Annotated in this window: 29 protein-coding genes; 16 read left to right on the top strand and 13 right to left on the bottom strand. The window is 70.8% G+C overall.

The genetic code is table 11. The features are described 5' to 3' along the window. Nucleotides 1-135 precede the first annotated feature (135 nt). Nucleotides 136-1,611: a condensation domain-containing protein gene (locus ADK54_RS19145; RefSeq protein WP_078966470.1), complete on the bottom strand. Its 1,476-nt coding sequence runs from the start codon at nt 1,609-1,611 to the stop codon at nt 136-138. 451 nt (nt 1,612-2,062) lie between these two features. On the opposite strand from ADK54_RS19145, the gene ADK54_RS19140 reads away from it, so the two are divergent. After that, nucleotides 2,063-2,668, top strand: a complete 606-nt coding sequence (locus tag ADK54_RS19140; RefSeq protein ID WP_324610176.1) for an NUDIX hydrolase — start codon at nt 2,063-2,065, stop codon at nt 2,666-2,668. On the opposite strand, the gene ADK54_RS19135 is transcribed toward ADK54_RS19140, so the two are convergent. The 3 genes from ADK54_RS19135 to ADK54_RS19125 form a co-directional block, all read right to left on the bottom strand. Next, nucleotides 2,620-2,907, bottom strand: coding sequence for a hypothetical protein (locus tag ADK54_RS19135; protein WP_053726855.1), 288 nt, complete (start codon nt 2,905-2,907; stop codon nt 2,620-2,622). The two genes, ADK54_RS19140 and ADK54_RS19135, sit on opposite strands and share 49 nt — an antisense overlap. Nucleotides 2,908-3,006: 99 nt before the next feature. Then, entirely contained in the window at nt 3,007-3,396 is a 390-nt protein-coding gene (locus ADK54_RS19130) for a hypothetical protein (protein ID WP_234392133.1), read from the bottom strand. Beyond that, complete coding sequence (locus ADK54_RS19125) at nt 3,393-4,028, bottom strand: hypothetical protein (RefSeq protein WP_053726854.1); 636 nt, start codon at nt 4,026-4,028, stop codon at nt 3,393-3,395. The genes ADK54_RS19130 and ADK54_RS19125 overlap by 4 nt, the downstream gene beginning before the upstream one ends. 269 nt (nt 4,029-4,297) lie before the next feature. On the opposite strand from ADK54_RS19125, the gene ADK54_RS19120 reads away from it, so the two are divergent. Continuing rightward, nucleotides 4,298-4,540 (top strand): chaplin, encoded by a 243-nt coding sequence (locus ADK54_RS19120; RefSeq protein WP_053726899.1) that lies wholly within the window; start codon nt 4,298-4,300, stop codon nt 4,538-4,540. A gap of 162 nt (nt 4,541-4,702) precedes the next feature. Further along, the gene (locus ADK54_RS43505) at nt 4,703-5,002 is read left to right on the top strand and encodes a hypothetical protein (protein WP_078966468.1); all 300 of its coding nucleotides are present in this window, start codon (nt 4,703-4,705) and stop codon (nt 5,000-5,002) included. A gap of 109 nt (nt 5,003-5,111) precedes the next feature. On the opposite strand, the gene ADK54_RS19110 is transcribed toward ADK54_RS43505, so the two are convergent. Beyond that, nucleotides 5,112-6,362 (bottom strand): lanthionine synthetase C family protein, encoded by a 1,251-nt coding sequence (locus ADK54_RS19110; RefSeq protein WP_053726852.1) that lies wholly within the window; start codon nt 6,360-6,362, stop codon nt 5,112-5,114. Then, a complete protein-coding gene (locus tag ADK54_RS19105; RefSeq protein WP_053726851.1) occupies nt 6,359-9,478 on the bottom strand; it encodes a lantibiotic dehydratase in 3,120 nt (1,039 codons plus the stop codon). Before ADK54_RS19105 ends, ADK54_RS19110 begins: the two co-directional genes overlap by 4 nt. Before the next feature lie 204 nt (nt 9,479-9,682). Here ADK54_RS19105 and ADK54_RS48300 point away from each other — a divergent pair, with 204 nt between their 5' ends. Continuing rightward, the gene (locus tag ADK54_RS48300; RefSeq protein WP_264197750.1) at nt 9,683-9,814 is read left to right on the top strand and encodes a hypothetical protein; all 132 of its coding nucleotides are present in this window, start codon (nt 9,683-9,685) and stop codon (nt 9,812-9,814) included. A 95-nt stretch (nt 9,815-9,909) separates the two neighbouring features. Here the strand turns inward: ADK54_RS48300 and ADK54_RS19100 are convergent, their stop codons facing one another. Next, nucleotides 9,910-10,809: a JmjC domain-containing protein gene (locus ADK54_RS19100; RefSeq protein ID WP_078966467.1), complete on the bottom strand. Its 900-nt coding sequence runs from the start codon at nt 10,807-10,809 to the stop codon at nt 9,910-9,912. A gap of 241 nt (nt 10,810-11,050) precedes the next feature. On the opposite strand from ADK54_RS19100, the gene ADK54_RS19095 reads away from it, so the two are divergent. Continuing rightward, nucleotides 11,051-12,934, top strand: a complete 1,884-nt coding sequence (locus ADK54_RS19095) for an ABC transporter ATP-binding protein (RefSeq protein WP_053726849.1) — start codon at nt 11,051-11,053, stop codon at nt 12,932-12,934. Between the two features lie 27 nt (nt 12,935-12,961). On the opposite strand, the gene ADK54_RS19090 is transcribed toward ADK54_RS19095, so the two are convergent. After that, nucleotides 12,962-13,567 (bottom strand): TetR/AcrR family transcriptional regulator, encoded by a 606-nt coding sequence (locus ADK54_RS19090; protein WP_053726848.1) that lies wholly within the window; start codon nt 13,565-13,567, stop codon nt 12,962-12,964. An 87-nt stretch (nt 13,568-13,654) separates the two neighbouring features. Between ADK54_RS19090 and ADK54_RS19085 the strand changes: the two genes are divergently transcribed. Further along, the gene (locus ADK54_RS19085) at nt 13,655-14,092 is read left to right on the top strand and encodes a DUF4345 domain-containing protein (protein ID WP_053726847.1); all 438 of its coding nucleotides are present in this window, start codon (nt 13,655-13,657) and stop codon (nt 14,090-14,092) included. Nucleotides 14,093-14,296: 204 nt separating this feature from the next. Then, on the top strand, nt 14,297-15,409 hold the full coding sequence (locus ADK54_RS19080; RefSeq protein WP_053726846.1) for an alpha/beta hydrolase: 1,113 nt from the start codon (nt 14,297-14,299) through the stop codon (nt 15,407-15,409). A 123-nt stretch (nt 15,410-15,532) separates the two neighbouring features. Here ADK54_RS19080 and ADK54_RS19075 read toward each other — a convergent pair whose 3' ends face one another. Further along, nucleotides 15,533-15,796: a DUF6225 family protein gene (locus ADK54_RS19075; protein WP_053726845.1), complete on the bottom strand. Its 264-nt coding sequence runs from the start codon at nt 15,794-15,796 to the stop codon at nt 15,533-15,535. A gap of 94 nt (nt 15,797-15,890) precedes the next feature. Then, complete coding sequence (locus ADK54_RS19070; protein WP_053726844.1) at nt 15,891-16,577, bottom strand: peptidylprolyl isomerase; 687 nt, start codon at nt 16,575-16,577, stop codon at nt 15,891-15,893. Between the two features lie 197 nt (nt 16,578-16,774). On the opposite strand from ADK54_RS19070, the gene ADK54_RS19065 reads away from it, so the two are divergent. Then, entirely contained in the window at nt 16,775-17,167 is a 393-nt protein-coding gene (locus ADK54_RS19065) for an SH3 domain-containing protein (RefSeq protein WP_159047838.1), read from the top strand. 108 nt (nt 17,168-17,275) lie between these two features. On the opposite strand, the gene ADK54_RS19060 is transcribed toward ADK54_RS19065, so the two are convergent. After that, nucleotides 17,276-17,833 carry a TetR/AcrR family transcriptional regulator gene (locus ADK54_RS19060; RefSeq protein ID WP_053726842.1) on the bottom strand — a complete coding sequence of 186 codons (558 nt, stop codon included), beginning with the start codon at nt 17,831-17,833 and terminating at the stop codon, nt 17,276-17,278. A 96-nt stretch (nt 17,834-17,929) separates the two neighbouring features. Here ADK54_RS19060 and ADK54_RS19055 point away from each other — a divergent pair, with 96 nt between their 5' ends. After that, nucleotides 17,930-18,526 carry a DUF2867 domain-containing protein gene (locus ADK54_RS19055; RefSeq protein WP_053726841.1) on the top strand — a complete coding sequence of 199 codons (597 nt, stop codon included), beginning with the start codon at nt 17,930-17,932 and terminating at the stop codon, nt 18,524-18,526. 80 nt (nt 18,527-18,606) lie between these two features. Here the strand turns inward: ADK54_RS19055 and ADK54_RS19050 are convergent, their stop codons facing one another. After that, a complete protein-coding gene (locus tag ADK54_RS19050) occupies nt 18,607-19,395 on the bottom strand; it encodes an amidohydrolase family protein (RefSeq protein WP_053726840.1) in 789 nt (262 codons plus the stop codon). 81 nt (nt 19,396-19,476) lie between these two features. Here ADK54_RS19050 and ADK54_RS19045 point away from each other — a divergent pair, with 81 nt between their 5' ends. The 7 genes from ADK54_RS19045 to ADK54_RS19020 all read left to right on the top strand — a co-directional run bounded on the left by ADK54_RS19045 (nt 19,477) and on the right by ADK54_RS19020 (nt 26,081). Further along, nucleotides 19,477-19,902 (top strand): MerR family transcriptional regulator, encoded by a 426-nt coding sequence (locus ADK54_RS19045; RefSeq protein ID WP_324610175.1) that lies wholly within the window; start codon nt 19,477-19,479, stop codon nt 19,900-19,902. Between the two features lie 35 nt (nt 19,903-19,937). Next, nucleotides 19,938-20,636 (top strand): alpha/beta fold hydrolase, encoded by a 699-nt coding sequence (locus ADK54_RS19040; RefSeq protein ID WP_053726838.1) that lies wholly within the window; start codon nt 19,938-19,940, stop codon nt 20,634-20,636. 247 nt (nt 20,637-20,883) lie between these two features. Then, a complete protein-coding gene (locus tag ADK54_RS19035) occupies nt 20,884-22,611 on the top strand; it encodes a TIGR03767 family metallophosphoesterase (protein WP_053726837.1) in 1,728 nt (575 codons plus the stop codon). Between the two features lie 164 nt (nt 22,612-22,775). Next, a complete protein-coding gene (locus ADK54_RS19030) occupies nt 22,776-23,276 on the top strand; it encodes a hypothetical protein (RefSeq protein WP_053726836.1) in 501 nt (166 codons plus the stop codon). Nucleotides 23,277-23,831: 555 nt separating this feature from the next. Next, on the top strand, nt 23,832-24,014 hold the full coding sequence (locus tag ADK54_RS46085) for a hypothetical protein (protein WP_159047837.1): 183 nt from the start codon (nt 23,832-23,834) through the stop codon (nt 24,012-24,014). Between the two features lie 168 nt (nt 24,015-24,182). Further along, nucleotides 24,183-25,358, top strand: a complete 1,176-nt coding sequence (locus ADK54_RS19025; RefSeq protein WP_053726898.1) for an alanine--tRNA ligase-related protein — start codon at nt 24,183-24,185, stop codon at nt 25,356-25,358. A gap of 102 nt (nt 25,359-25,460) precedes the next feature. Further along, nucleotides 25,461-26,081: an L-threonylcarbamoyladenylate synthase gene (locus tag ADK54_RS19020; RefSeq protein WP_053726835.1), complete on the top strand. Its 621-nt coding sequence runs from the start codon at nt 25,461-25,463 to the stop codon at nt 26,079-26,081. A 38-nt stretch (nt 26,082-26,119) separates the two neighbouring features. On the opposite strand, the gene ADK54_RS19015 is transcribed toward ADK54_RS19020, so the two are convergent. Further along, nucleotides 26,120-26,338: a ferredoxin gene (locus tag ADK54_RS19015; protein WP_053726834.1), complete on the bottom strand. Its 219-nt coding sequence runs from the start codon at nt 26,336-26,338 to the stop codon at nt 26,120-26,122. Between the last annotated feature and the right edge of the window lie 5 nt (nt 26,339-26,343).

Here is a 26,343-nt window from a genome sequence, read left to right as displayed (position 1 = left end):
AACGGTTTACCAGCCGTACCCCATCCTGCGCGAGAGGCGCTCCCGGCCCACATGTGGGTTCACCACGTGTGGGCCGCCCCCATAGAGCGCCGCACCGCAGGTGGATACGCCTCCGGAACTCTCCCGAGGATCGGATCAGGACGACAAGCGGGTTGCGTCGGTACTCGGCCTCGGTGCCGGAAACGCGTGCTCGCCTCGCGGCCTCGGGGGCGCGGGCCGCTCCGAAGCGCTGCGGGCTACCGAGGTGATGAGCTCCCGGAGTTGTTCCACATAGCGATGGATGTTCTTGTGGGCGATCGCCGTGTCCGGGTAGCGGATGGCCAGTTGCAGGCCGCCGTGCAGCCGGGTGAACCACGCGCACACCTGGTCGCCGTAGGACACCCGGAGCATGGCGTACGCCTTCTGCTCGTCCCACTGGCGGGCCCCCGGGATGTCCCGCGCGTCGACGAACGACACGATCGAGTAGAGGTCGGGGGACGTGGGGCGGAAGTCCGAGCCGAGCAGGCGCAGCACGCGGGCGATCGGCAGGTGTGCGAGGGACTTGTTGGCCCGCAGCGCGGCGTGGACCATCGCCAGCGCGTCGTCGAAGCCCAGCGCCCGCGCCACCGGAATCTCGATCGGCGCACCGCCGACGTACCACCCCACGGAGTCCGCCCACCGGGACTTCGCCCGGGTGTGGAGCGGCACCACAGTGCGGTAGACGGGTTCACCGCCGATGTCGTGGACGATGAGGCCGGTGGCCGCCAGGATGCCCACCTGCCCGCCGCCGAACGGCCGGCAGTACGTCGAGAAGGCGGCGGCGTCCGCGTCGTCCACGAGCATCTCGTACAGCAGCTTCTGCTCGGGCAGCCCGCCGCCGGGTTCGAGGCCGAGGTCCACCGGGAAGGCGGGCAGCCTGCCGTCGCAGCGGGTGATGAACTCCCGCCAGCGCGCGATGATCGCGTGGGTGTCGTCGACCTGGTCAGCGCTGGCCCGCTCGATCTCGCAGAAGTCGACATAGCTGCCGGCCGGGGCCGCTTCCCGGCCGCGGCCTTCGGCCCGCGCCGCGTAGAGCTCGTGGACCTCGGAAGGGATGCGCTGGATCGAGTACGCGTCGACGTTGCTGTGGTCGAAAGCCATGTAAACGCTGGTCGACTCGTCCCTGACCACCGCCGTGTACAGGAAGTTCGGCCAGCCAAGCGCGTCCGCCGCCACATCGAAACGGTCCTGGAGGTGGTGGCTCAGCCCCTCCCCGTCGGTGAAGTCGCCCACGACTTCCCGCCGCAGTGCGACGACGTCGGGTGCCGCGGTGAACCGGCGCATCTCGTCGCCGACCCAGCGGAAGCCGCTGCGCAGTGTTTCGTGCCGGAGCGTCCAGGTCCGCAGCGCCTCTTCCAGGACGTCGAGGTCGACGGGGCCCGGGATGTCGAACGCGGCACCCAGCCAGGTCGGGACGAACAGGCCGTCCCGGCGCACCGACCGGGCCGTCCGGATATGTGATTCCTGCACATAGGCGGGAGGCCTGGCGTCATCGGGCTGACTGGTCGCGGCCTCGACCATGACGGGGTCCAGACTCCACTCGACCAGCCGTCCGGGACGGACCTCGCAGCCGTGAATGTCGGTAATTCGCACGGGAGTCTTCCATTCACACGCTGTCGGGGAACACGGTCGGGCAGCAGGCCGAAGGAGCTGGAGGCCCCTCCCGCGCCCACTTGGCCAACTCCCTTGTGGGACAAGGCGGATCGAGGAGGTTGAGTGGCCGACCCTTGTGTACGTCCGCCCCAACGCCCCGTGCCAGGACGCCCGTTCGCGGCGCTCTCGGGCGGGGAGCGGGGGCCGCACACCGCAGCTCAGGAATTACGGTCATGCGGTGACCAACGCGGGACGAGCGCCCCCGGGCACGCAGAACCACCCCATCGGGTCGCATGCGCCGACCCGCGCGCCATCACGCCCCGGACGGCGGCCTGGCCTGCGGCATCGCGCCCTTTGACCGTGGAGGCGATGCCCTTCAGGGGCCTGTCCGAAGGAGTGAGCGTCGCCAACCCCCACACGTGGGGGCGCCCCATGTCGGCGGGAGCCGGTCATGGAGGATCTACCCATGGGTGAACTGGTGGAGCGTGTGGACGAGCAGGACCACGTCGTCGGCGTGGCCGATCGGGGCGAGGCCGTACGGCAGGGATGGCTGTACCGGATGGCCATGGTGCTGTGCCGCGATGCGAGCGGCCGCTACCTGGTGCACCGGCGCCCGGAGAACAGCTCTCGGTTCCCGGGCGAGTACAGCTGGCTGGTGGCCGGAGCCGTGGGTGTGGGCGAGCCCTACGAGAACGCGGCGCGCCGCGAGCTGCGTGAAGAGCTGGGCGTGGACGCCGAGGTGCGCCCACTGTTCAAGTTCCTGTGCGACGGCGAGCTCAGCCCCTACTGGTTCTCGGTGTACGAGACCGTCGTGGAAGATGGGGACGTCGCACCGGACGCGTCCGAAGTCGCCTGGCACGGCTGGCTGACCGGAGACGAATTGAGGACGGCCATGGCGAGCTGGCCGTTCGTCTCGGACAGCCGGGACGCCTATGACCGCTATCTCGCCATGGGCATGGGCCAGGAGTCGGGGCCGCCCTGTTCGCGTGGTTCCGTCGGTCCGTCGAGTCAGGAGCGGTTGACCCGGCCTGCCACCGCATGGCCGATCAACAGGTAGACCGCTGCGGGCAGACCGTAGTTGACCACCGTGCGCCAGGTGTCGGACTCGATGTTGAACATGTCGCGCGACCAGCCGGAGAGCCAGTCCGCGGCGTTCCGGACCCACGAGACGACGTCGTTGGCCGTGTTGGCGTTGACCAGGAAGAAGGCGATCCAGAGGATCAGGATCAGTGCCGTGATGTCCGCGATGATGAGGATGCCGGTCGCCGCGGGATTGCCGCCATAGCGCCTGGACATGTTCAACTCCTTGTTTCTACAGGGGGGTTGACGGGGCGGCCGATCTGGCCGCGTACGACCGTTCCGAAGTGCCGCCGGGGGCCGGGAGTGCGCCGGGATTCATAGGCTGAGCAGGCGCTCCGCGAGGCGGCGGTACGCACGCAGGGCCATGCGCTGGTCCTCCGTGGCCGCACCGCCTGACGCGTCCTGCCAGGACGCCCGCAGCGTGCCGCGACGCTGCCCGAGGGTCTCCATGACCCGCTCGGCCAGGGCGTCGACCGCCGAGGCGGCCTCCTCGACCGCCGAACGGGGATCGTCGACGAAGCCGGCGACCGCATGCTGGATCCTGAGCTGCGCCTTGTCCCGCTCGTCCGACGGCAGCAACGTGTCGGCTTCCGCAGCAGCACTGGGCTCCCGCAGGGGCTGGTCAGGGTCCTCAGGGCCGTGCTGATCGGGCACGGGCTGATCGGGCACGGACTGCTCAGGGCCCGGGTCCTCGGCCTCGTTCATGACTGGCTCCCTCGGGCGATGTCATGGTGTCGCAGGCCACCCCTGGACGCGTGCCGGCCACCGCGGGCCGCCGGGCGCCCGGCCTTGTTCCCGCGGCGTTCGCCGGCCAGAACCACGAAGAACTCATGGGCCTGTACGAGGGTCTCGCGCAGCTCTTCCGTACTGACGCGACGCCCGTCGGCGCCCTGGGCCGCGCCCCGGATCCGGCGGTAGCCGTCGAGGTGCTGGGGGTGGTGCACGGAGAGGGCCGCCAGTCGCTCCTCGGACGAGCCGTCCGGGAAGCCGCGTTCCTGCGCGAGACGGCCGAGCAGCGCCTCGGCCTCGGCGACCGCGCGCGTGGGCGAGTCCACGAACTCCTCCTGGACTCGGGCCCATTCGGCGGAGTACCGGCCCCGCGCCTCGGCCGTCGGAGGCTGGAGCTTGAGGTCGCCGTACCGGCGGACCCGCTCGTCCAGGTCCTTCTCGGCGGCCTTCACATCGCCGTTGTGCTGGGCCACGGTCGGCTCGTACTCGGGCCCGAACCGGCGGCGCAGGCCATGGCCGCCGCGGCGCGCGACGAACATGCCGAGAACCACCGCCACGACAACGATCACCGCGACCGCTGCAAGGATGATGACGACACCACTGGACATGGGCTGCCTTCCCGTCGGTGTACGGCCCCGCACTCCGGGCCGCTCCCGTACGAGTGGGCGCGAGGCGGCCGGATAAACGCGGCCATTGGGTGAGCGTCCCAGGGGGCAGGCCGTGGCACAGGGGGCCCGGGCCGCCACCACGGCTCCCGTGGCCCCGGGGCACCCACCCTCCGGATCGCTGCGTTCACTCGATCGGACCACGCGGCTTTCCCAGGAGCCCGAGCGCGGAGAGGCTTCGAGGGAGAACGCCCCTCACCCGTAGGAGGAAAATCGTGCGTATCCGTACCGCACTCGCAGCATCCGCCCTGGCCGTCACCGCAGTGATAGGCATGGCCGGTGCCGCAGCCGCCGACGACCAGCCGCCGACCGGTCAGGCCGACCACTCCCCCGGTGTCCTGTCCGGCGACGTGATCCAGGTTCCCATCCACATCCCGATCAACGTGTGTGGCAACAGCATCGACGTCATCGGGCTGCTCAACCCGGCCTCCGGCAACACCTGCACGAACCACTGATCCGCCGGGCCCGCCAAACGGCTTCGCCCCGAAACCGCACTCCGGTTCCGGGGCGATTCCCACGCCCGACCCGCGTCAGACGTGCATCCGCGCCCCGTCCGGAGCAGACTCGCCCTCGCGAGGGGGGACAGCGAGGATCAGAGCGAAAAGGATTGCCACGTCATGTCGACTGCCACCCACACCGAGCACACCGAGCACACCCATGAGCACGGCACCGGCTGCGGCCATGTGGCCGTGCCCCATGCCGACCATGTCGACTACGTGCACGACGGCCACCTCCATCGCGACCACGACGGCCACACCGACGAGTGCGAGCCGCCCGCGCACACCGTGCACGAGAACCACAGTCACCGCCACGATGTGGGGTGCGGACACGTAGCCGTACCGCACGGCGACCATGTCGACTACATCCACGACGGCCACCGTCATGCGGACCACGACGGTCACTGGGACGACCACTGAGTGTGATCGAAGGTCGCGGGGCGGGCGCCCTGACCGGACCGGAGGTTCATGGCCACCACCACGGCCTTCCTCGGACGGTCGGGCGTCCCTCCGCCGGATCCCACGCCCGCTACCCGAGGAGCAACGCCGCATCCCAGCCGAGCAGTTCGGGACTGGGCGAGCCAACCCCTGGGGACGGGACGCCCTCCACATACGTGTGGAGGGCCAAGGCCGCCCCGGCCGCCCCTTCCAGGAAACCGACCCCGTCGACCTCCACCATCTCCTCCACCAACTGCCGTGCCAGACACGGCAGTTGAGCGCTGAGCTCGGCGTCATCCAGGTCGTACGCCATCCGCGCGGCGATCTGCAGCAGCCCGCCCGTGCCATGGCACAGGCCCGGTCCCTCCAGCGCCCGCGTGGCGGCGGGCCGCGCCAGCGCCGCGCGCATCGCACGGCCGGCCAGCTCCCGCCACCCCTTCTCCTCCAGCGCCCGTCCGGCCAGGAACAGGGCGCGGGCGGCGCCCGGGGTGCCGTAGCACCAGGCGGCCCGCGTCGGCGGGTTCGGGGGCCGTTCGCCGCTGAGCTCGTCCTCGGCGCGTACGGTCAGCGGCCAGTACGGTCCGTATCCGTCCCCGTGCGCCCGCCCGGCCAGCCACCCGGCGAACCGGCCGATCGCCTCCTCGTGGCCCCGCACGCGCACGCCCTGCTCATGTGCGAGTGACAGGAGCGCGAGCGGGCCCGGAATGCCGTGCGCCAGGCCCAGGTTGAGGTGGCCGCGCGGGAAGTCCGGATTCGGCCCCTGGACCCCGGGACCGCCCTCCGTCCACCAGCCGGGCAGGGTTCCGTGCGCGGTCACGGCCGGTTCGGCGAGGTCGACCAGGGCTTCCAGGCATGCGCGCAGTGCCGGGCCGTGCGGGTCGAGGGCGAGGAGCAGCCGGGCCAGGCCCGACGCGCCGGACACCGCGTCGTACAGGTGGGACGGCGCGCCCGTGCCCTGGGACCGTCCGGCACGCAGGGCGCGCGCCCGCTCCACGGCGGCTTCGGCCACGCGCGGCGTGACGGAGTCGAGGAGCGAGCGATAGGTGTCGGGGCCGGTCGCGGCGACGCGCGCGGCGAACGCGACGGCCGCCGTCCCGCCGTACAGCCCGGCGGCCCGCAGTCCGCCCGCCGGCCGGATCGCGGCGGCGAGGTGGGCGTGGGCGACGGAGCGGGCCCCTGTGTCCCCGTCCGCCGCCAGCGTCGTGAAGAGCAGGGCGATGCCCGGGTACCCGACGGCCAGCGAGTCGACCCGGGCCGTTTGGAGTGCCTGCGGCGTACGGAGCCGGGCGGCGACCGAGTCGAGCACGTCACGGGCCCGCTCCTTGGAAAGGCCTTCCTTCACCTGGACTCCTGGGCTCGGGCGCGGGCACCGTGGGCTTCGAAGGCGCCCCTGGCCAGGGCGTGCGCGCGGCGTTCCGCTTCTGGGTCGATGCCGATGAGCCGGTTGTGGCTCATGTGGATCAGGCTGGCGGCGACGGAGGCGGGCGGCCGCCGGTCGGGGCCGCTCGCGTACAGGTCGGCGAGGAGCTGACCGTACTCGGCGAGGCGGGCGGCACGCTCTTCCCACACGTGCCGCAGGGCGGGGTCGGCCGCGTCCGGTGCGGGGCCGTCCGGGCCGATCGCGCCGAGTACGGCGGCGCGGTGGTCGCGGAAGGCGCGGTGGTCGCGCTCGGACTTGGCGAAGGCGGCCGGGAACCAGACGCCGGGCGCGGGTCCGTCCGCGCCGTCCAGGAAGTGCCGCGCCAGGTCTGCCGAGTTGACGGCGGCGAGCAGGTCGCGTTCGGGGCCGGTGCGCCCGTGCAGTGCCCCGATGCCGGCGATCGCCGCGAGGCTGTCCGCCTGGAAGACCCGCTCGGCGGCGGCCATCGCCTCGGGGCCGCCGTAGCGTTCCAATTCCGGGTCGTACGCTTCCAGGCGCAGCCCGGCCGCGAGGTTCGCCCGGCGCAGGTCGGCGGCCCAGTCGCGGACGAGCGGCAGCAGCGCCGCGACCGGCCCCGGCTCGTCGCCGTGGAAGCGGATCCTGAGGTGGGGCGCGGGGTCGCGGTAGCGGATGAAGAACCAGCGGTCCACATAGCCGGGGAGTGCCGCGAGCAGCTGGGGCAGATGCTCTTCGAGGAGGGTGTCGTGCCGGATCTCGGCCGCGTCCAGGCGTGCGTAGAGCCAGTTGCCGCCGGGCAGGACGGCCCTCCCCGCCGGTCGGTGGACCGGCCTCGCCGACACCGTGCGGCGTCGGCCGGCCGGCTGTCGGACGGCGTGCAGGGCGACGACGAGTTCGACGGTGCGGGACCCGCCGGGCCCGCGCCGCCGGCTGTCCCCCGCGGCGCCCGGTTCCTCCTGGAGGATCGCGTGCTCGGTGCCGCGCGCGTGCGCGTACAACAGCCTTTGATGCCAGGGGAGTTCGAGGTCGAGGCTGATGCGCTGGTCCCCGGTGACGAGCCGGACTTCGCTCGGCACGCTCCAGCGCCGCCGCCAGCTCGCAAGCCCGGCGCACCACCGCTCGAAGTCGTCCGTCGGTACGGTCAGCCGCCACGTCGCGGGGGCCAGGACCGTGCGCCCGCACCGCACCCGGGGCAGCGCGGGCAGGGCGTTGGCCGCGCCCCAGTCCCAGGGCTGCCAGGGCCGGTGCCCGGTCAGGGACACCTCGTGGAGGAAGCGGGCGGCGTTCGGGGCGCCGGTGCGCTGGTTGAGTACGTGGTGGGCCCTGACCTCGACCGGCCGGCCGAGACTGCGGGAGCGCACGGTCAGCCGCTCCAGGTCGGCGGTGACCAACAGGTCGTCCAGCGGCAGGACTTGCGGACCCTCGACGTCGGGGAACGCGCTGACGACGACCCGGTGGCCGAGCCAGCGCGGGGTGCGGGTGATGTTGGCGTACCGGGGCCGCGCCGGGCTGAACTCCAGATGGACCGGCACCGAGTCGCCTTCCCCGGTTCCAGCCACTTGCGACATGAGTCCGGCACCGCCGAGGAGTCCGGCGAACCGGCCGAACGTCGCCCCGGCCACATCGCTGCCCACGACCGGCGAGAGCACCATCCTCAACTCAGCGCCCTGGCCGACGAGTTCGCCGTAGAGCTCGAACGAGTCGGGAACGCGGTGGGCGGCGCGTTCGCCGTCCGCATCCGAGGACGGATCCGGTCCGGTCAGCCGGTCGAGCAGCACCTCGTCGAGCACCACTTCGGGCAGCGGTCGGCCGGGTTCACGGTCGGCGAGGGCTCCGGACGCCAGTTCCGCGAGCAGCCTGCCGCGCCCCGCGTCGTTCTCCTCGGACCCGGCCGGGAAGGACGGGACCGCGCCGCCCCTCGGATACTCATAGCCTTGCGGTGGCCCCAACCCCGTTTCCACGTCGAGGAGTTCGGCGACCGGCACCGCTCGCTCGGTCCCGTAGCGCTCCACGAACGCCTGGTGGTAGGCGCGCAGATGCGCGGGCGCGGTGCGCGGCGGCGAGAGGCGCCACAGCACGGTGGCCGCCCGCTCGAACTCCTCGCGCACGTCCGGCGACAGCACCACGTCCGCGTCCAGCGCGAGATCCACCTGGAGGACGTGGTCGGCGGGGCACACGCCGGTCATGCGCTCCCGCACCGAGCGCAGGGCCTTCAGCCTCTCGACACCGGCGGCCAGTTCCTCGCACAGCTCCAACTCGCCCCGCACTCCGTCGAGTTCGGACCGCAGGGGCAAATCGCCAGGAAGCCGCGCGACGACATGGCCGAGCGGATCGCCGGCGTCCGGGGGCGGCATCAGGTCCGTGTGCAGGAAGCCCCGCAGTACGAGGGTGTGCACGAGGTGGGTCACGGCCGCGACGGGTGCGGCCGGGAACGCGACACCCACGCCCCGGATCAGCTCGGAGAAGGAGACGGGCTCTGTGGCCTGCTTCAACACCTCGGCAACCACGGCCGTATGACGCAGGCTCACCTCCCGCCTGGCGTCGCCCGAGCCGGTGGGAACGTACGGCAGCGTCACGCGCGAGCCGCGGACGACGTGCTGCTGGTCGGCGACGAGGAGCAGGCCGGGCAGGACCGCGGGGTCCTGGTGCAACCGGTCCACGACCGAGGCGAGCCAGCCGAGATCGGGGCGTACGGCGGCGCGGTGCCGCTCGCCCCAGCGGGCCGAGGCGCTGTCGCCGAACCGGGCGAGCGCGACGCCGGCGAGCAGTCCGAAGGGGGTCGGCCGGGTCGTCATCCGCAGCCGGTAGCGGCCGACCGCGGTCGCGGCGCGGCGCAGCGCGTCTCCCGTCGGCGGCGCGTCCCGGGCGAGCACCTGGGCCAGCGAGGGGCTGGACACCTCGATCGCCTCCCGGAACAACGGGTCGGCCGCGGCCTCGGCGACATAGGCGGCGAGGTCGGCGTCCGCCGGACCCGCCGGGGTGTCGGGGTGCTCGGGTACGGGCCGGGCGGGGGCCCGCAGAAGTACCGGTTCAGCGGCCGTGAACAGCCTTTCCTCTCGTGCCGCGCGCTGTCCGCCCACAGTTCCCCTTCGCCGTACGAATGCCGTAATCCGCCCCTGTCTAGCGGAGGTTCGGGGAATTGTGACCAGGTCGAGCAGGCAATGTGCCCGATGATGCAGAACCCCTTTCCCTTTTGTTCACAGTCATTGACGAGGCCGGTCGCCCGCGGCCTACCGTCCATTCGTTCGCTGCGAGATCCGCAGCCGAAACGAGAGGAGTTCCTCATGACCAACGAGACGACTCAGGACCTGTTCGACCTCGACGTGCGCGAGGTGCTGGCCGAGGGTGAGGCCCAGAACAGCGCCGGCATCAGCATCTCCTGCGAGGGGTCCTGCCACCGTCCTTACTGCATCTGATTTCTGACACTGCATTTATTTCTGACCCTGTGTCAGTGGCGGCTGCGGAGAACTACAGGGTTCTCCGCAGCCGCGGTGCGTTCCTTGGACTCCGGTCAATTGACCGTCGGCCAGTCCACCGGTGTGGCGCGCGGCAGCGAGGGCAGCGGTCCACGACCCCGCGCGAGCAGTTCCTCGGGGGTGACCGCGTCCAGCCTCTTTCGCGCCGCCTCGATCAACTCTCTTACAGAGTCCATGAGTTGAAGGTGTGTCAGAGGCCGTGGCGCGAGGCCCTCGCTCGTCTCGGTCAGGAGCTCGGCGAGCGTCTGGCGCAGGCGGTTCGTGGTGGCTTCGCGGATGGTGAGGGCGAGGTGGACGGAGAGGCCTTCGTTGCCGGTCGCGGTGTGCGGGGCGCCGCGCGGCACGTACAGGACGTCCCCCGCGCCGATGACCGTGCGCAGGGCGGGTTCGCCCGGGTGCGGCACCGGGCCCGGGTGCCAGTGGCCGTCGGCCGGGGCGTCGTACACCGTCCACTCCTTGCGGCCGGCGAGCTGCACGACGAGCACGTCGGCGTCGTCCCGGTGCACGTCGAGGCCCCGCCGGCCCGCCAGGGTGGCGAAGCAGAACGCCTCCGTCGTGCGGCCCAGGTCCTGTGAGAGCAGGGCGGTCAGGGCGCCCACCGAGGCGTTCCACTGGTCGAGTTGGGGCAGCAGCAGGGTCGCGCCCTCGGCGAGCAGGCGCATGATCCGCTCCGGGTCGGCGAAGCCCTCCTCCGGCCGCCCGGCGACGACTCTGGCCGTGCTGAACTCCGCGGCCGGCACGACCTTCCCCTCCCGCACCATCTCGACGTACGGCGCGCGCATCAGGCCGCCACTCAGCGCCTCGGCCAACTCCCTTGTCTTGGGCGCCTCTTGGGGCAGGCTCGGCGGCGTGAACACGTGCGGCCGGCCGCCTCGGCACCGGTCGAAGAACAGCTCGGGCTCCCCCACCAGCCGGTCAAGCACTCCCCAGCTCATCGTCTCTCCCCAGGTACGGGGGCGGTCCGGCGCCGCCCGAAGCCGAACCTACGGGACGTCCCCGGGGGTGTGCCCCTGGACGGCCGGGCACCGTGGGGGCCGACGAAGCTGCCCGGGAGATCATTGACCCGTCGACGGCTCCCGGCGGCCGCGTTCCACCGAATCGCCAGATCGCCAGATCGCCGATCACAGTCTCGGGATTCGTTGACCTCAAGTTCGGTCGAGGTCGTACGTTCCTCGCATGAGTATGGAAGCCACGGCGTGGACGCAGCTCCACAACGTCATGAACGCCCAGCAGGACAAGCGGCCTCTCAACCGGGCGACACTGCGCCGCATCGCCGCCTTCGCCCGCCCGCACCGGCGCCGCATCGCCCTCTTTCTGGTCCTGAGCGTGGCCACGGCGCTGCTCGCGGTGGCCACCCCCCTGCTCGCCGGGCGGGTCGTGGATGCGATCGTCGGCGGGAAGGAGAGCGGGACCGTCATCCGGCTCGCGCTGTTCATCGCCGCGATCGCCGTCGCCGAGGCGGCCCTCGGCATCGTGAGCCGGTGGCTGTCGTCCACGCTGGGCGAGGGGCTGATCCTCGATCTGCGCACGGCCGTCTTCGACCACGTGCAGCGGATGCCGGTCGCGTTCTTCACGCGGACCCGCACCGGCGCGCTCGTGAGCCGCCTCAACAACGACGTCATCGGCGCCCAGCGGGCCTTCAGCAACACACTGTCCGGCGTGGTCAGCAACCTGGTCACGCTGCTCCTCACGCTCGCCGTGATGCTCGGCATCTCCTGGCAGATCACGCTGCTCGCGCTGGTCCTGCTGCCCGTGTTCGTGCTGCCCGCGCGCCGCATGGGCACCCGGATGGCCCGGCTCCAGCGGGAGGCCGCCGAGCACAACGCGGCGATGGGCACCCGGATGACCGAGCGTTTCTCGGCCCCCGGCGCGACCCTGGTCAAGCTGTTCGGGCGGCCCGCCGACGAGTCCGCCGAGTTCGCCGCCAGGGCCGGCCGGGTGCGCGACATCGGGGTGCGTACGGCGATGGCCCAGTCCGCGTTCATCACCGCCCTCACCCTCGTATCGGCCCTCGCGCTCGCGCTCGTCTACGGGCTCGGCGGCTACTACGCGCTGCACGGCACCCTCGAAGCGGGCGCGGTCGTCTCGCTCGCCCTGCTCCTGACCCGGCTGTACGCGCCGCTCACCTCACTGGCCGGGGCGCGCGTCGAGGTGATGAGCGCGCTGGTCAGCTTCGAGCGGGTCTTCGAGGTGCTCGACCTGAAGCCGCTCATCGCGGAGAAGCCCGAGGCCCGGGAGGTGCCGCCGGGCCCGGTGTCGGTGGAGTTCCACGAGGTGCGCTTCGGCTACCCGTCCGCCGACAAGGTCTCCCTCGCCTCGCTCGAAGAGGTGTCCAGCCTGGACACCCGGGGCGGCACCGAGGTGCTGCACGGCGTCTCCTTCCGGGCCGAGCCGGGCCAGATGGTGGCCCTGGTCGGGTCGTCGGGCGCCGGCAAGTCGACGGTCGCCCAGCTGCTTCCGCGGCTGTACGACGCGGACGGGGGCACGGTGCGGCTCGGCGGCATCGACGTACGGGATCTGACCGCCGACTCGATCCGGGACACCATCGGCATGGTCACCCAGGACGGCCATCTCTTCCACGAGTCGGTCCGCGCCAACCTGCTGCTGGCCCGCCCCGACGCCGACGAGGAGCACCTGTGGGATGCGCTGCGCCGGGCCCGTCTGGACGGCCTGGTCGCCTCGCTGCCCGACGGGCTCGACACGGTGGTCGGCGAGCGCGGCTACCGGCTCTCCGGCGGTGAGCGCCAGCGTCTGACGATCGCCCGGCTGCTCCTCGCCCGCCAGCGTGTGGTCATCCTCGACGAGGCCACCGCCCACCTCGACAACACGTCCGAGGCGGCGGTGCAGGAAGCACTCGGCGAGGCGCTGGAGGGCCGTACCGCCGTGGTGATCGCGCACCGCCTCTCCACCGTGCGCTCCGCCGATCTGATCCTGGTCGTCGAGGCCGGCCGGATCGTGGAGCGCGGCACGCACGACGAACTCCTCGAACTCGGCGGCCGCTACGAGGAGTTGTACCGCACCCAGTTCGAGCGACCCGGTGGCGCACCCGCGCTCGGCTGACCGGACGGGCCGTGGGCGCCGGGGCAGTCAGCCGTCGGCGCCGAGGAGTTGGTCGACATCGGTGACGGCGCCCAACGCGCCGAGCAAAGCGCCCACCGACATGTCGTGCAGCTCGGTCCGCGAGAACGCCTCGTCGGTCAGCCAGTCCACGCACAGCGCGCGGACGAACACCAGCCAGCTCGTCAGGAGAGCGGAGACCGTGTCCCTGGCGGAGCCTTCGAGTCCGGTCGCGTCGAGTACGCGCCGGCTCAGCTCGGCCAGCTCGTCGTTGATGATCGCCTGGATCACCGGGTCGCCCGCGAGCACCCTGTTCGCGGCGAGCACCGTGTTCTTGTTCGCGGCGAAGTAGTCGAAGTGGACATCGAGCCCGGCGGACAGCTGGTCGAGCAGCGACTGTGCCGGGTCGATGGGCGTTCCGTCGAGCAGCCGGTCCGACGCCTGCTGGAAGATGCCGGCGAACAGGGCGCTCTTGTTGGGGAAGTAGCGGTAGAGCAACGCCCTTGAGACACCGGCCTGTTCGGCCACGTCCTCCATGAGCACGTCGTGGTAGGGCTTCGCCGCGAACAGGTGGGCTCCGACGTCGAGCAACTCCTTGCGGCGCTCGTCGGGGCTCAGCCTGCGGCGCGCGGTCATGGCACCCAGGCTACTTGACGCATGTCTACTAGCGAACCTATGGTCGCCTTAGTAGACACACGTCCAGTAGGGCGAAGGGGGACCACCATGGCCAGGCTCCTCAAGTGGCTTTCGTGGGCGATGGGCATCGCCGACGTACTGATCGGCGCCGTTCACCTCGCCACCGGCATGGACGCGGTACCCGGCGCGGGCTCGCCGGGCCCGACCGTCGACAGCCTCATGCGGTTCTTCGGCGCGATCTTCCTCGGGTACGGGCTTGCCTGGATCTGGGTGGCGCGGCAGTCACCGATCCCGTCGAGGATCGTGCGTCTGCTCGCCGGGATCTTCTTCCTGGGCGGCGCCGGCAGGCTCCTGTCGTGGGCCGCGCTCGGCCGCCCGAACTGGTTCCAGCTGGTTCTGATGGGCATCGAACTCGCCCTGCCGCCGCTCTACTTCTGGCTGTCGGCCGCCGACGAGAGGGAGGTGGCGGCGCGCCGCTGGAACGCCGAGGAGTCATCCCGCACCGCGGCCCGCTCGACGCCCTAGCGAGCATCGCGCGTCATCCGGACACCTGAATGGCGCACTAATTTCGCCACATACCGCACGCGTCCGAAAGGTTGGCGATCACGAGGCAACGGATCACGCCGGATCCCGGTCTAGTTCGGTGCGCACCCCCGAGTCGGTGCGGCTGGACGGTGGCCGCCGGGCGCCGCGTCCAGGACGATCTCGTGCAGAGAGTGTTCTTGATCCATGGGGCTGACAAGTACCACCGTTCTGGCATTGGCCGTGCTCTGCACGGTGCTGCTGTCCCTCGTCGTCGTGTGGCTGTGGCCGCGGCTGGCGAGGCAGGGATGGCGGCCGGTCGTGGCGCGGGTGGGCCTGATGTGCGCGGTTCAGCTGCTGCTCTTCTCCTCCGTGGGTCTCGCGGCCAACAAGTCGTTCCTCTTCTACGGCTCGTGGGCGGACCTGTTCGGCCGGCAGGACGGCGTGGGCGTCCTCGATGCGCGGACGGTCGCCAGTCCGGGTGTGAAGGTCGACGGGAAGCAGAAGGTGGACGTTCCCGGCGCGGGAAAGCCGAGCATCGGCGGCGAGGTGCAGCGGGTCACGGTGCAGGGTGAGCGGTCCCGGATAGTCACCCCGGCCTATGTGTATCTGCCGCCGGAGTACTTCCAGAAGGGGTACGAGAAGAAGTCCTTCCCCGCCACCGTGGTGCTGACCGGCTTCCCCGGGACCGCCGAGAACCTCATCAAGGGCCTGCACTACCCGAAGACGGCGTGGACGCTGTCCAAGGAGAAGAAGACGCAGCCGATGATCCTGGTGATGATGCGGCCCACCGTCGCTCCGCCGCGCAACACCCAGTGCATCGACATCCCGGGCGGCCCCCAGACGGAGACGTTCTTCGCCGACGACGTGCGCAAGGCGATCTCCGGTACGTATCGCGTCGGTACGAAGCCGAAGAACTGGGGCTTCATCGGCGACTCGACGGGCGGCTACTGCGCACTGAAGATCGCCCTGCACCACCCGGAGGCGTACGCGGCCGGAGCCGGCCTGTCCGCGGACTACCAGCCCGAGGTGGACACGGACTCCGGTGACCTCTTCCACGGGAACAAGCACGAGGAGAAGCGGTCCGATCTCCTGTGGAGCCTCGACCATCTGCCCCAGGGCAACTCGTCGTTCCTGGTCACCACGTCGAAGCAGGGCGAGAGCAACCTCAAGGAGACCCAGAAGTTCATCGCCAAGGTCAAGAAGCCCGCACACGTCTCGTCGATCACGCTCGATTCCGGCGGCCACAACTTCAACACCTGGCTCCGGGAGATCCCGCCCTCCCTGGAATGGCTGAGCGCCCGCCTCGCCGCGGACTGAGCTCCCGGAACGTCGGCCGGGTCGTGCGGCGGGAGCGCGACTTCTACTCCTGAGCCGTACCGGGGCCGGGCAACAGGGGCGGGGAAGCCGCCTGCCGCCCGGCCCGTGCGCGGCGGGGGCGGGTCAGACCAGGTCGACGTGGTACTGGCCGGCCTTGTAGTCGGCGAACAGTGTGTACTCGACTTCGGTCCTGGCCGTCTCGTCCTCTCCGAAGTCCTTCTCGACGGGCTCCAGGTCGACGAGGGCGTACTCGCTGTAGCCCTCGAAGTCGCCGGGCCCGTCCGCGACGGCGATGTGGATGGGGGTGTCGTCGGACAGGCCGGCGAGGGCTTCCCGCAAGCGGCCTGCTGTCCATACCTGCGGGGTGTGGTCATAGGTGTCCGTCATGGGCGGAGAGTAGCCTCGCCCCCCGCCTCACCCCGCGCTCCCCCGCCAGCGGAACCACAATGGCAATCGCTTGGCCTACCGGTCGGGGGCCCGATCAGTGGTTGCCCCGCTTGATCTCGACGCGTTTGATGTTCACCGGCAGCGTGGGGTACCCGTCGCCCGGCCCGTTCTGGTCGTCCTCGCCGCCCGCCGCGATCTTCTGCAGGACGTCGAGCCCGGAGGTGACCTGCCCGAACGGCGTATAGGCGGGCGAGAGCTTGGTGTCCTTCCAGACGAAGAAGAACTGGCTGCCGTTGGTGTTCGGCCCGGCATTGGCCATCGCCACCGTGCCCGCCGGATAGGTGGCGCCGGTGAGGTTCTCGTCCGGGAAGGAGTATCCCGGGCCGCCGCTGCCCGTGCCGGTCGGGTCGCCGCACTGCAGCACGTACAGCCGCGCGGTGGTGAGCCGGTGGCAGTGCGAGCCGTTGAAGTAGCGCTTCTCGGCGAGGAACCGGAAGGAGTTGGTGGTGCACGGAGCCTTGTCGGTCAGCGCCTTGAAGGTGATGGCGCCCTGGCTCGTGCGCAGGGTCGCGTTGAACGGGCGGGCGGCCTTGACCGGGTCGAAGTCCGGTATCCCCTTGTAGTTGTCGGCGGGGACGGCCGGCGTGTAGGCACAGGCGGCGGCCGGCTGCGCCGGTGCGGCGGCGCCGGCCCGTGTTGCCGTGGCGGCGCCGGCCTGCGTTGCCGTGGCGAGCGGGATCAGAACGACTGCGGCAAGCAACGCGCCTTGTCTGCGGAGCACTGAGGGGCTTCCTTCCGAAGGGACGAGCGTGACATGGCCGCATCATCCCTTCCACCCCGGGAGACCACGGGAAACCCCGATTGACACATCAACCGACCTACACATTAAGGAAGTTCTTTGGTCCCGGTGGGACGGGTCGCCACCATTGACGGCCCTTCGGGGCGTACCATCCCAAAAAGGAACGAAAGGGGAAAAGCGTGTACGCATCTGGAATGCGCTGGATCGCCACCGCGAGCGCGGTGGCGGCACTCGCCGGATCGGGAATCCTGCTCAGCGCGGGCGGGGCCGCGGCGGCGAATCCGGGGCCGCAGCCCGGCGGCTCGGCTCAGCAGGCGCCCGCCGCCGCACCGGCGGCCCAGCCCATGAGCAAGGTCGTCGCCAATGGCGGGGTGTGGATCCACCAGGAAGCGAACACCACCTCCAAGCGGCTCGGCCTGCTGCCCATGGGCATGGCCACCGCGCCGAAGTGCAAGAAGATCGGCCAGAGCGTGGGTGGCAACAGGATCTGGTACAAGCTCGGAGCGGGCAAGGAGGGCTGGGTCTCGGCACGCTACGTGCAGAACCTCAGCCGCGTGCCGTACTGCAACTGAGCTGACGCGGAGCGCCAACAGCCGCACGACCAGCGGCTGTTGGCGCTCCGCCATGTGAGGGCCTGTGCCCGACCCGGCCCGGATCAGGCACCGGACCTCAGCGGGCGGCTACCTCAGGAGCCATCGCCTGGTCAGCTCCATCACCTCCGCGCGACTGCGACCCGCGTGGTCGGCGGCGATGAAGTGCTCGCCGATCCGCAGCGAGAAGGCGAGCATCGAGCGGGCCTCGACCTCGCCCTCGTCGGAACAGAGGGCACCGAACAGCGAGCGCAGGTACTCCATCCGCCGGTTGTCGACGCGTCTCAGTCGCCGGGCGACGTCGTCGTCGCGCCGGGCCCAGTCCCGGATGGCGAGCTCGGCCGCGACCCCCATCGTGGGCCCCCGGCCCGCCACGGCGATGGCGAACAGCCGCTCCAGCTTGGCCCTGGCGTCTCCCCCGCCACTCTCGACCCGCTCGATCACGGCTTCGGCCACCTCGCGCTCCCAGGTGTCGAGCATCTCGGTGAGCAGGGCGCCCCGGTTCTTGAAGTAGCCGTAGAAGCCGCCCTTGCTCACCCCGAGGGCCTGCGCCAGGGACTCGATCCGGACCGCCTCCGGGCCGCCGGCGGACAGCGCCCGCAGTCCCTCTTCGATCCACTTGCCACGCGGCGTGCGAGTCGCGCCCATGCTGTGTCTCCCCTCACGCCGCCCGCCATCTATACGGTCCCGTATATCCGGTGCTAGCATCGATCTATACGGCATCGTATAGACAGGGGTCCGTTCATGAAACTCCCCGCAACCGCGCACACGTCCCGCCCCTGGCGGATCCACGAGATCGCGGCCGACTTCACGCTTGAGGACGTGTGGGCGCTGCCGACACCGGGTGGTCCGGACGAACTCGACCGTCTGGTACGCCAGCTCGCTCAGGGCAACGACGCAAGCGCCTCCTCGCCCGTGCAGCGCTTCCTCTTCGCGGTCCGCTGGAAGCTCGGGGGACTGCTCGGCTGGGACAAGCCCGGCGAGGGCGTGGGCACCCGGGTGCCCACGCTGCGCGACCGGCTTCCGGCGGACCTCCGCGAGGGGCCGCGGGGACCGGCGTTCCGCTCGGTACCGTTCACTTCCGTCTACCAGACGCACGACGAGTGGGCGGCCGAGATGGCCAACAAGACGGTGCAGGCGGTGCTGCACATCGGCTGGGTCCCGGACGGATCCGGCGGCTACCACGGCCAGATGGCCGTCCTGGTGAAGCCGAACGGGCTCTTCGGCACCCTGTACATGGCAGCCATCAAGCCCTTCCGGCACATCGGGGTGTACCCGGCGCTGATCCGGTCGATCGGAGCCGAGTGGGAGTCCAACTCCCCGGAATCCACGGCCAGTTGACGCGTTGAGCGGTCGGCATCGGGCCACTTCGGCCGGTTGGCGGTGACGAGCCGGGCGAGCGCCCTGACGGCGGCCCCTGATCAGAGGATTCCGAGCAGCCGTCCCAGGGTTCCCCCGAGGACGAGGTCGCGCAGTTCCCCGGGCGGGGTGACGCGCTCGACGGTCGTGCGGGCGAGCAGGGGGTCGCCGTAGGGCGCGTCCGAGCCGAAGAGGGTACGCCCCGGGAGTTCCTGGATGGCCAGCTTCACCGCGAAGACGATGTTGGCGGTGGAGAGTTCCAGGTACATGTTCGGTGTGTCCCGGGCCAGTTCGATGGCGGTCATCCAGTTGAGCCCGCCGAGCTGGCTCACGATCAGCGGCACTTTCGGATGGCGCGTGGCGAGCTCGGACAGGGTGTGGAGGTCCTCGGCGGTGGTCGGCGCGAAGCCGTGCACGACGACGGGCAGTCCGCCGTGGTCGTGCGCGGCCTCCATCACCGGGGCGAGTCGGTCGGCCTCTCCGGGCGGTGGGGTCAGTTCTCCGATGCCGTGCAGCCGGCCTTGGACGATGTCCCGCTCGACCGCCGCCGCGATCTGCTCCGCGGGCAGGTCCAGGCGCACGGAACCGAACCCGATGAAGCGTTCCGGGTGGGCGGCCAGCGCCGCGTCCAGTTCCCGGCGCGCGGTGCGGTATCCGTCGTCACGGTCGCCCTTTCCGCTCAGGGCCCGGTCCAGGGCGCCCATCTCGTGGCGCAGGGACGGCAGGTCGGTGGCGCGTTCGGGGTGGGGCCGGGTCCCGAAGAGCACGGCACGGTCCACGCCTGCCTCGTCCAGGAGGCGCAGATGGGCCTCCACCGGATCGTGGACATGGCCATGGGCGCCGATGATCACTGTTCGTCCTCTCGGCGACGGGCCGCGGGAATGCGACCTACAGGCCCACTGTTGCTCCTTGACACTGTTGGAAGGTCAAGCGTGGAAGGACGGGCGGGCGTGCTCATCGGTGAGTTGGCCGAGCGGACCGGGACCAGCGAGCGTCTGCTGCGCTACTACGAACGGATGGGTCTGCTCAGCCCGCAGCGCCGGCCCAACGGCTACCGGTTCTACGATCGTTGCGCCGAGGAATCCGTGGTCCGGATCCGAGCGCTGCTCGCCGCCGGACTGCCGACCCGCGTCATTCGCCAAGTCCTCCCCTGTACGGCCGAGAACGCCTCGGTGCTGCCGTGTCCCGGCGTACTGGACGCCCTGCGCGGGCAGTTGAGCGCGCTGGACGAACGGTCGGCTCGGATCGCCTCCGCGCGAGAGACCCTCGTGCGGACCATCGCTGCCGCGGAAGGGGCCCTGGCCTCGGCGGATCCCGCGTCGGCCGCCATGCGGGAGAGGGCCCAGGAGCCGGCGTAGGACCGGTTGTCAGACCCTCCCCTTACGGTGGAGCCATGACGAATTTCGTGCTGGTTGCGGGAGCGTGGCTCGGGTCGTGGGCTTGGGACGAGGTGGTGGTCCCGCTGCGTGCCAGCGGCCACGGCGTCCACCCGTTGACGCTGTCCGGCCTCGCCGAGAAGCAGGGCGTTCCGGCCGGGCAGCAGACCCATGTCCAGGACATCGTCGATGAGGTCGAGCGTCTCGATCTGCGCGATGTGGTCCTGGTCGGGCACAGCTATGCGGGGATTCCGGTCGGTCAGGCCGCCGAGCGCATAGGGGACCGCTTGGCGCGTGTCGTCTTCGTCGACTCCAATGTCCCGGCCGACGGCGACTCGTTCGTGTCCGGCGGTCTTGACTGGCAGGCCGCAGTGGAGGCGTCCATAGCCGAGAACGGCGGCTTCTGGGCGCCGCTCACCGCGCCCGAGTTCGAGGCACAGGGGCTGAGCACCGAGCAGATCGCCCGGATCGTACGCGGCTCGACACCGCACCCGGGCGCCACGCTGACCGAACCGGCGGTGCTCAGCCGCCCGCTCGGCGGACTCCCGGCGACCTACCTCAAGTGCCTGCTCGATGGCACGAAGCCGAACGACGACGTGGCCGAGCTGCTGACCAGCAGGCATTGGCGCCTGGCCGAAATGGACACCGGCCACTGGCCGATGTTCTCCCAGCCGGCCGAGCTGGCAGACATCCTCCTCGGCGAAGCGGGGAGGTGACGGAAGCGGCCCGCACCCCCACGATCGGCGCCGTGCTGTCCCGTAGCCGGACGGGCTGCGTGGCGTACGACGGGCATCGTGGCGGGCTCCGGGCTGCCCGCCGCTCCAGTAGCACGCTCCTCATTTGTTTCCCTCAAGTTTCCTCCCAGCACCTGTACATACAGCTACCCGCCAGTAGTGTGTGGCCGCACGGTCGTGGCCGAAAGCTGCCGTGCCCTCAACTGTCAGTGCCACCAGGGGGATACCCATGCGCGGGATGAGCCGCCGTCAGTTCGTTTCCAGGATGTCCGCCGCTGCCGCAGGGGCCGCCCTGTGGTCGGCGACGGCGCAGGACCGGGCACTGGCGGCCACGGCCGCGCGGGCGGTACGGATCGGCGGGACCACGCTGGAACAGGCCGCGATGCCGGTCGGCAGCGGCGCGTACAAGCGCCTCGTGGCCGGACCGGGCTGGCCGCTGGTGGTCCGCGGCGACCTGGCCGCGGCCGGTTCCGGTCGGGACGACCGCCGGACCGGGCTCGCCTCCTTCGTCCAGTTCACCGACCTGCACCTGGCGGACACCGAGTCGCCGGTGCGGTTCGAGTACCTGGCTCAGTTCAACGACAGCGCGTACCGCCCGCAGGAAGCCCTGACGGTGCGCGGCGCCTCGTCACTGGTCGAGCGGGTCAACGCGGTGCGCCAAGGCCCGTACACGGGGCTGCCGTTCGGCATGGTGATGGCCACCGGCGACAACACCGACAACCACGAACTCATCGAGCTCGACTGGTACCTGTCCGTCATGAGCGGTGGCCGGATCACCCCGAGCAGCGGCGACCCCTCGCGCTACGAGGGCGTGCAGAACTCCGGGAACGCGGACTACTGGAACCCGGAGCTGTCGTTCCAGGACAACTACAAGGCCAAGGGGCTCCCGCAGATCCCCGGCTTCCTGTCGGGCGCGGGCCGCCCCTTCGACGCACCCGGCCTGAGCGTGCCCTGGTACACGACCGTCGGCAACCACGACGACAGCATCGAGGGCAGCCTGCCGGACCTCGGTCTGCTGAACGACCTGTACACCGGCGACCGGAAGATCGAGGGCTGCGACGACGCCACCGCAGCCAAGCTCGCCTACGCCCTGCAGCACGACCCGGCCCAAGCCGTAATCCTGCTGGGCAAGTTGCTCGGCAACGGCGGTGCGATACGCAAGGTCACCCCCGACGAGCGCCGTCGCCCCTTCACCCCGGCCGAGTTCGCCAAGGCGCACCTGAACCCGGCGTACACCGGCGCCGGGCCGGTCGGCCACGGCTTCACCTCGGACGCGGCGAGCAGCGGGCACCTGTACTACACGTTCCCGCTCGCGGGCGGCGTGCTCGGCATCAGCCTGGACACCACCAACAGGGCCGGTTTCGCGGACGGTTCACTCGGCACGGCGCAGCTCAACTGGCTCGAATCGGTGCTGAAGTCGCACAGCAGCCGCTGGTACGACACCGACGGGCACGTGGTGCGCGGCGGGTCGAGCGACTCGCTCATCGTCCTGTTCAGCCACCACACCAGCACCACCATGGGCAACCTGCTGCCCGACCCGTACCACCCCTTCGAGGGGCGCCACGACGGCAATGCCCTGGTCGCGCTGCTCCAGCGCTATCCGAACGTGGTGGCCTGGGTCAACGGCCACACCCACGAGAACCGCATCACCCCGCACGGCCACGCGGTTCCGGAGCGCGCCTTCTGGGAGATCAACACCGCGTCCCACGTCGACTATCCGCAGCACGCCCGGATCATCGAGATAGCCGACAACGGCGACGGCACGCTGTCGCTGTTCACCACCCTCATCGAGTCCGCCGCGCCCTACACGACGGACTTCGCGGACACCTCCGACCGGGGCCTGGCGGCCCTGTACCGCGAGCTGTCGTACAACGACCCGTATGCCACTCCGGCCGCCAAACTCGGCTCCTCCGCCGACCACAACACCGAGCTGGTCCTGGCCCACCCGGGCAAGTAGCGGCACGCTGCGGACCCGTCGGCTCGGCCTCAGGCCTGGCGAGCAGGCCCGCGGGGAGCAACCCGGTCCTCCGACGGACGTGCCCGCCTGGCGGGGCGGTCGGGCGGGCGTTCCACTGGGAGGGCCGACAGCCGTGCGTCATCCGACGAGGGAGTACACCCGCAATGGCGGACACCCACCATGTTCTGCTGATCTCGTTCACCGATCCTGCGCGCTGCCGGTCGGCCTTCGCGGAGGCCGTCTCCCTGCCGGGCCTGCGCCAGGCCGCCATTCTGGAGCGCTCGGCCGAGGGCTTGCTCGACGTGCCGGACAACCATGTGCGCGGCGCCGGGGTGCCCACGGTGGGCGGCGGCCTTGTGGGCGGTCTCGTGGGGCTGCTCGGCGGACCGATCGGCGTGCTGCTGGGCAGCGCGGCAGGAGCCACGCTGGCCAACGCGGCGGAGAACCGTCAGCTCCTGGAGGACGGCGCCGGCCTCATCGTGCTGAGCAGCAGGGTCGAGGACGGCACGGCCATGCTGGTCCTCGATCTGCACGAGTCCGCGCAGGAGCCCGCCGACGAACTGGCCCGGCGCCACGACGGCACCCTGCAACGCCTGTCCGCCAAGGAGTTCACCGCCCAGGTCGAGGCCGCCGAGCGGGCGGCGCAGAACACCGAGAAGGCTTGAGAGCACAGTCGCCCTGCGACAGCCGGGCCACGAGAGCAGGTGTAAGCCACGCTCAATAACCTTATGACATAAGGGAGTTGAGGACCTTCGGGATGAACGGAGCTCTGCCCGTCCCCGTCCAGAATCGACCTGTACAGGACACCTGCCCGCTGCCATGGTGAGGGCAGAAGCGAGAGACCGGTCTCTTCCTGGCAGCATGAGCGGTCCCGGCCGCTCGGCCCCGAACGCACCACCACCCGCTCCCGGTGCGCACCACCACTGGCAGGGCAGCCGTCGCGGGAGTTCCAGGCCGCCTGTGCCACCACCGGGAAGGCGCCCGGCGAGTGGGACGGCGGTTCCCTGGTACTCCCCCCACCAGGCGAGCCCCTCACTCGCCGGGCCCGCCTTGCCGCCTTCGCTGGATCAGGTCGTGCTCACCCGCTGGCGGTACCGGCCGGGCGCCACTCCATGCTCCCGCTCGTGCATGGCCTGCAGCGCGGCCGTGATGGCCGGGTCGTTGAGGGCGGCCGCCCACCCGGTCGGCCCCGCCGGCAGACGCCAAGGAGCGGCAGACCGTTGACCGCCTCCGACCACCACATCCGACCCCCACAACTGACCACCATCGCGACCGCCACCCCCCTCACAGGAATTCGTGTGCAGGCCACCCATCCGCCCGTTACTGTGGACGGTATGAAGGTCATCAGCCGTATCGACAGCGCGACCGCGCGAGCGACCAGCTCGCCGGTTGCCGCCGCCTGACCTCATTCCCCACTCCCCCGGCGACCGGAAACGGCCCGCCGGTGGATCGTCGGATTCATGGTCCGGAATCCCAGTCCTGGATTCCTGCCTCTGAAATTTCTGTCGCGTCCCGTGTCCGCGGTCCCTTTCCGGCTGCCCCACAGCCAAGGACCCGCAGCCATGAGCACCATGAACACCGAGCACGTAGTCCGCACCTTCGTCGAGTACTTCGAGGACCGGGGCCACCGGCGCATCACGGGGTCGTCCCTGCTGCCGCCGCCCGGTGACCCCGTGCTGTTCACCACCTCGGGCATGCATCCGCTGACCCCCTATCTGGAGGGCCGGCCCCATCCGCTCGGCCGGCGCCTGGTCAATGTCCAGCGCTGCCTGCGCACCACCGACCTGGAGGAGGTCGGCGACGACACCCACCTGACCGTCTTCGAAATGCTCGGCACCTGGTCCCTCGGCGACTACGGAAGCTCGCAGAGCCTCGGCTGGGGCCACGACCTGCTGGTCAACGGCTTCGGCATTGATCAGGGACTGCTGTACGCCACGGTCTTCGGCGACGACGAGCACTCGGGCCCGGACACCGAATCGCTACGCACATGGGAGGAGCTCGGGGTGCCGGTCGAGCTGACCACCGAGGAGAACTGGTGGTCCAACGGCCCCACCGGTCCCTGCGGTCCGGACTCGGAGATCTTCATCTGGACGGGAGACACACCGCCGCGATCCACACCGACCGGAGACGAACGATGGGTGGAGGTGTGGAACCACGTGATGATGCGCTACCGGCGGCGCGGCGACGGCACCCTCGACCTGTTGCCCCGGCCGAACGTCGACACCGGGCTCGGCCTCGAACGGCTCGTCGCCGTCCTCCAGGGCAAGGGATCGGTCTTCGAGACCGACCTGTTCGAGCCGTGGCGGGGCTCGGCGCCTTCGCTCTGGCAGCTGGAGGAGCGGTCACTGCGGCTGGTCTGCGACCATCTGCGGTCGAGCATCGTCGTGATCGGCGACGGTGTCCTGCCGTCCAACACCGGGCGCGGATACGTCCTGCGGCGTCTGATCCGGCGGGTGCTCACCACGCTGTGGCGGGTCGATCCGTCCCGAACGCTCGGCGACCTGCCCGAGGAACCGGTCCGGCACACGCTGGACCACTTCGGGCAGCCCGGGCACACCGGCTCGGTCCGCGACGTACTCCTCGACGAGGAGCGGCGCTTCACCCGGCTCCTCGAACGGGGCCGCCGCGTCCTGTCCCGGCCCCGTTACTCCGGACCCCTCACCGAGGACGACTACAGCCACCTCCACGACACCCACGGCCTGCCCCGCGACCTCGTACGCGGCCTCCGGGGCGGCACGCCGGGATGACCCTTGGCGCGGGGCCGTTGGGGAACGGCCCCGCGCCGACACCTCGAAACCGCCGGAACCGGGCGGCCGGGCGCCTGGGCGCCCGGACCTTAGACTCGGCGGATGGCAAAGTACTTCGACGTGCACCCCGAGAACCCTCAGCGGCGCACCATCAGCAGTGTGGCGGACAGCATCCGTTCCGGCGCGCTCGTCGCGTACCCGACGGACTCCTGCTACGCACTGGGGTGCCAGCTGGGCAGTCGTGACGGCATCAACCGGATCCGGTCGATCCGCGAGCTGGACGACCGCCACCACTTCACCCTGGTGTGCCAGAACTTTGCGCAGCTGGGCCAGTTCGTGCAGATCGACAACGACGTGTTCCGCGCCATCAAGGCGGCGACGCCCGGCAGTTACACCTTCATCCTGCCCGCGACGAGGGAGGTACCGCGCCAGCTGCTGCATCCGAAGAAGAAGACGGTCGGGGTGCGGATCCCCGACCACGCCGTCGCTCAGGCCCTCCTCGCCGACCTCGGCGAACCTCTGCTGTCCAGCACTCTCCTCCTGCCCGACGAGGACGAGCCGATGACGCAGGGCTGGGAGATCAAGGAGCGCCTCGATCACGTGGTGGACGCGGTCCTCGACTCCGGGGACTGCGGCACCGAGCCGACCACGGTGATCGACTTCTCGAACGGCGAGCTCGAAATCGTACGCCGGGGAGCGGGCGACACCTCGCGCTTCGAGTAGTCTCCCGCGCCCGGGCGCTCGTCGCACCGCGGCGTCGATCAGTCGCGGCGTGGCCCGATGACGCCGCTGCCGTCGTGCACCGTGATCGCCTGGGCGGGGCAGGCGTCGGCGACGTCCAGGATGCGTTCGTCCGGCTCGATCCCCTCCGGCAGCACTCGCGCGTGCTCGCCGTCCAGCGCGAACACGTCGGGGGCCGCTCCGGCGCACATGCCCGAGGCCAGGCAGAGCTGCGGGTCCACGCGTACGGTCCAGGTCATGGCGG

This window comes from Streptomyces sp. WM6378 (assembly GCF_001279695.1).
Classification (GTDB): Bacteria; Actinomycetota; Actinomycetes; order Streptomycetales; family Streptomycetaceae; genus Streptomyces.
The sequence above is the reverse complement of the archived record's forward strand: the minus strand, read 5'-3'. Positions and strand labels throughout refer to the sequence as shown.

What these genes read in the sequence shown, in the direction of transcription:
- ADK54_RS19135 (WP_053726855.1), bottom strand. Translation starts at nt 2,907, where the DNA reads ATGTCCAGGCGCTATGGCGGCAATCCCGCGGCGACCGGCATCCTCATC.
- ADK54_RS19025 (WP_053726898.1), top strand. Translation starts at nt 24,183, where the DNA reads ATGAACACCGAGCACGTAGTCCGCACCTTCGTCGAGTACTTCGAGGAC.
- ADK54_RS19130 (WP_234392133.1), bottom strand. Translation starts at nt 3,396, where the DNA reads ATGAACGAGGCCGAGGACCCGGGCCCTGAGCAGTCCGTGCCCGATCAG.
- ADK54_RS19095 (WP_053726849.1), top strand. Translation starts at nt 11,051, where the DNA reads ATGAGTATGGAAGCCACGGCGTGGACGCAGCTCCACAACGTCATGAAC.
- ADK54_RS19075 (WP_053726845.1), bottom strand. Translation starts at nt 15,796, where the DNA reads ATGACGGACACCTATGACCACACCCCGCAGGTATGGACAGCAGGCCGC.
- ADK54_RS19125 (WP_053726854.1), bottom strand. Translation starts at nt 4,028, where the DNA reads ATGTCCAGTGGTGTCGTCATCATCCTTGCAGCGGTCGCGGTGATCGTT.
- ADK54_RS48300 (WP_264197750.1), top strand. Translation starts at nt 9,683, where the DNA reads ATGACCAACGAGACGACTCAGGACCTGTTCGACCTCGACGTGCGCGAG.
- ADK54_RS19015 (WP_053726834.1), bottom strand. Translation starts at nt 26,338, where the DNA reads ATGACCTGGACCGTACGCGTGGACCCGCAGCTCTGCCTGGCCTCGGGC.
- ADK54_RS19020 (WP_053726835.1), top strand. Translation starts at nt 25,461, where the DNA reads ATGGCAAAGTACTTCGACGTGCACCCCGAGAACCCTCAGCGGCGCACC.
- ADK54_RS19080 (WP_053726846.1), top strand. Translation starts at nt 14,297, where the DNA reads ATGGGGCTGACAAGTACCACCGTTCTGGCATTGGCCGTGCTCTGCACG.
- ADK54_RS43505 (WP_078966468.1), top strand. Translation starts at nt 4,703, where the DNA reads ATGTCGACTGCCACCCACACCGAGCACACCGAGCACACCCATGAGCAC.
- ADK54_RS19060 (WP_053726842.1), bottom strand. Translation starts at nt 17,833, where the DNA reads ATGGGCGCGACTCGCACGCCGCGTGGCAAGTGGATCGAAGAGGGACTG.
- ADK54_RS19140 (WP_324610176.1), top strand. Translation starts at nt 2,063, where the DNA reads ATGGAGGATCTACCCATGGGTGAACTGGTGGAGCGTGTGGACGAGCAG.
- ADK54_RS19090 (WP_053726848.1), bottom strand. Translation starts at nt 13,567, where the DNA reads ATGACCGCGCGCCGCAGGCTGAGCCCCGACGAGCGCCGCAAGGAGTTG.
- ADK54_RS19035 (WP_053726837.1), top strand. Translation starts at nt 20,884, where the DNA reads ATGCGCGGGATGAGCCGCCGTCAGTTCGTTTCCAGGATGTCCGCCGCT.
- ADK54_RS19040 (WP_053726838.1), top strand. Translation starts at nt 19,938, where the DNA reads ATGACGAATTTCGTGCTGGTTGCGGGAGCGTGGCTCGGGTCGTGGGCT.
- ADK54_RS19100 (WP_078966467.1), bottom strand. Translation starts at nt 10,809, where the DNA reads ATGAGCTGGGGAGTGCTTGACCGGCTGGTGGGGGAGCCCGAGCTGTTC.
- ADK54_RS19055 (WP_053726841.1), top strand. Translation starts at nt 17,930, where the DNA reads ATGAAACTCCCCGCAACCGCGCACACGTCCCGCCCCTGGCGGATCCAC.
- ADK54_RS19085 (WP_053726847.1), top strand. Translation starts at nt 13,655, where the DNA reads ATGGCCAGGCTCCTCAAGTGGCTTTCGTGGGCGATGGGCATCGCCGAC.
- ADK54_RS19030 (WP_053726836.1), top strand. Translation starts at nt 22,776, where the DNA reads ATGGCGGACACCCACCATGTTCTGCTGATCTCGTTCACCGATCCTGCG.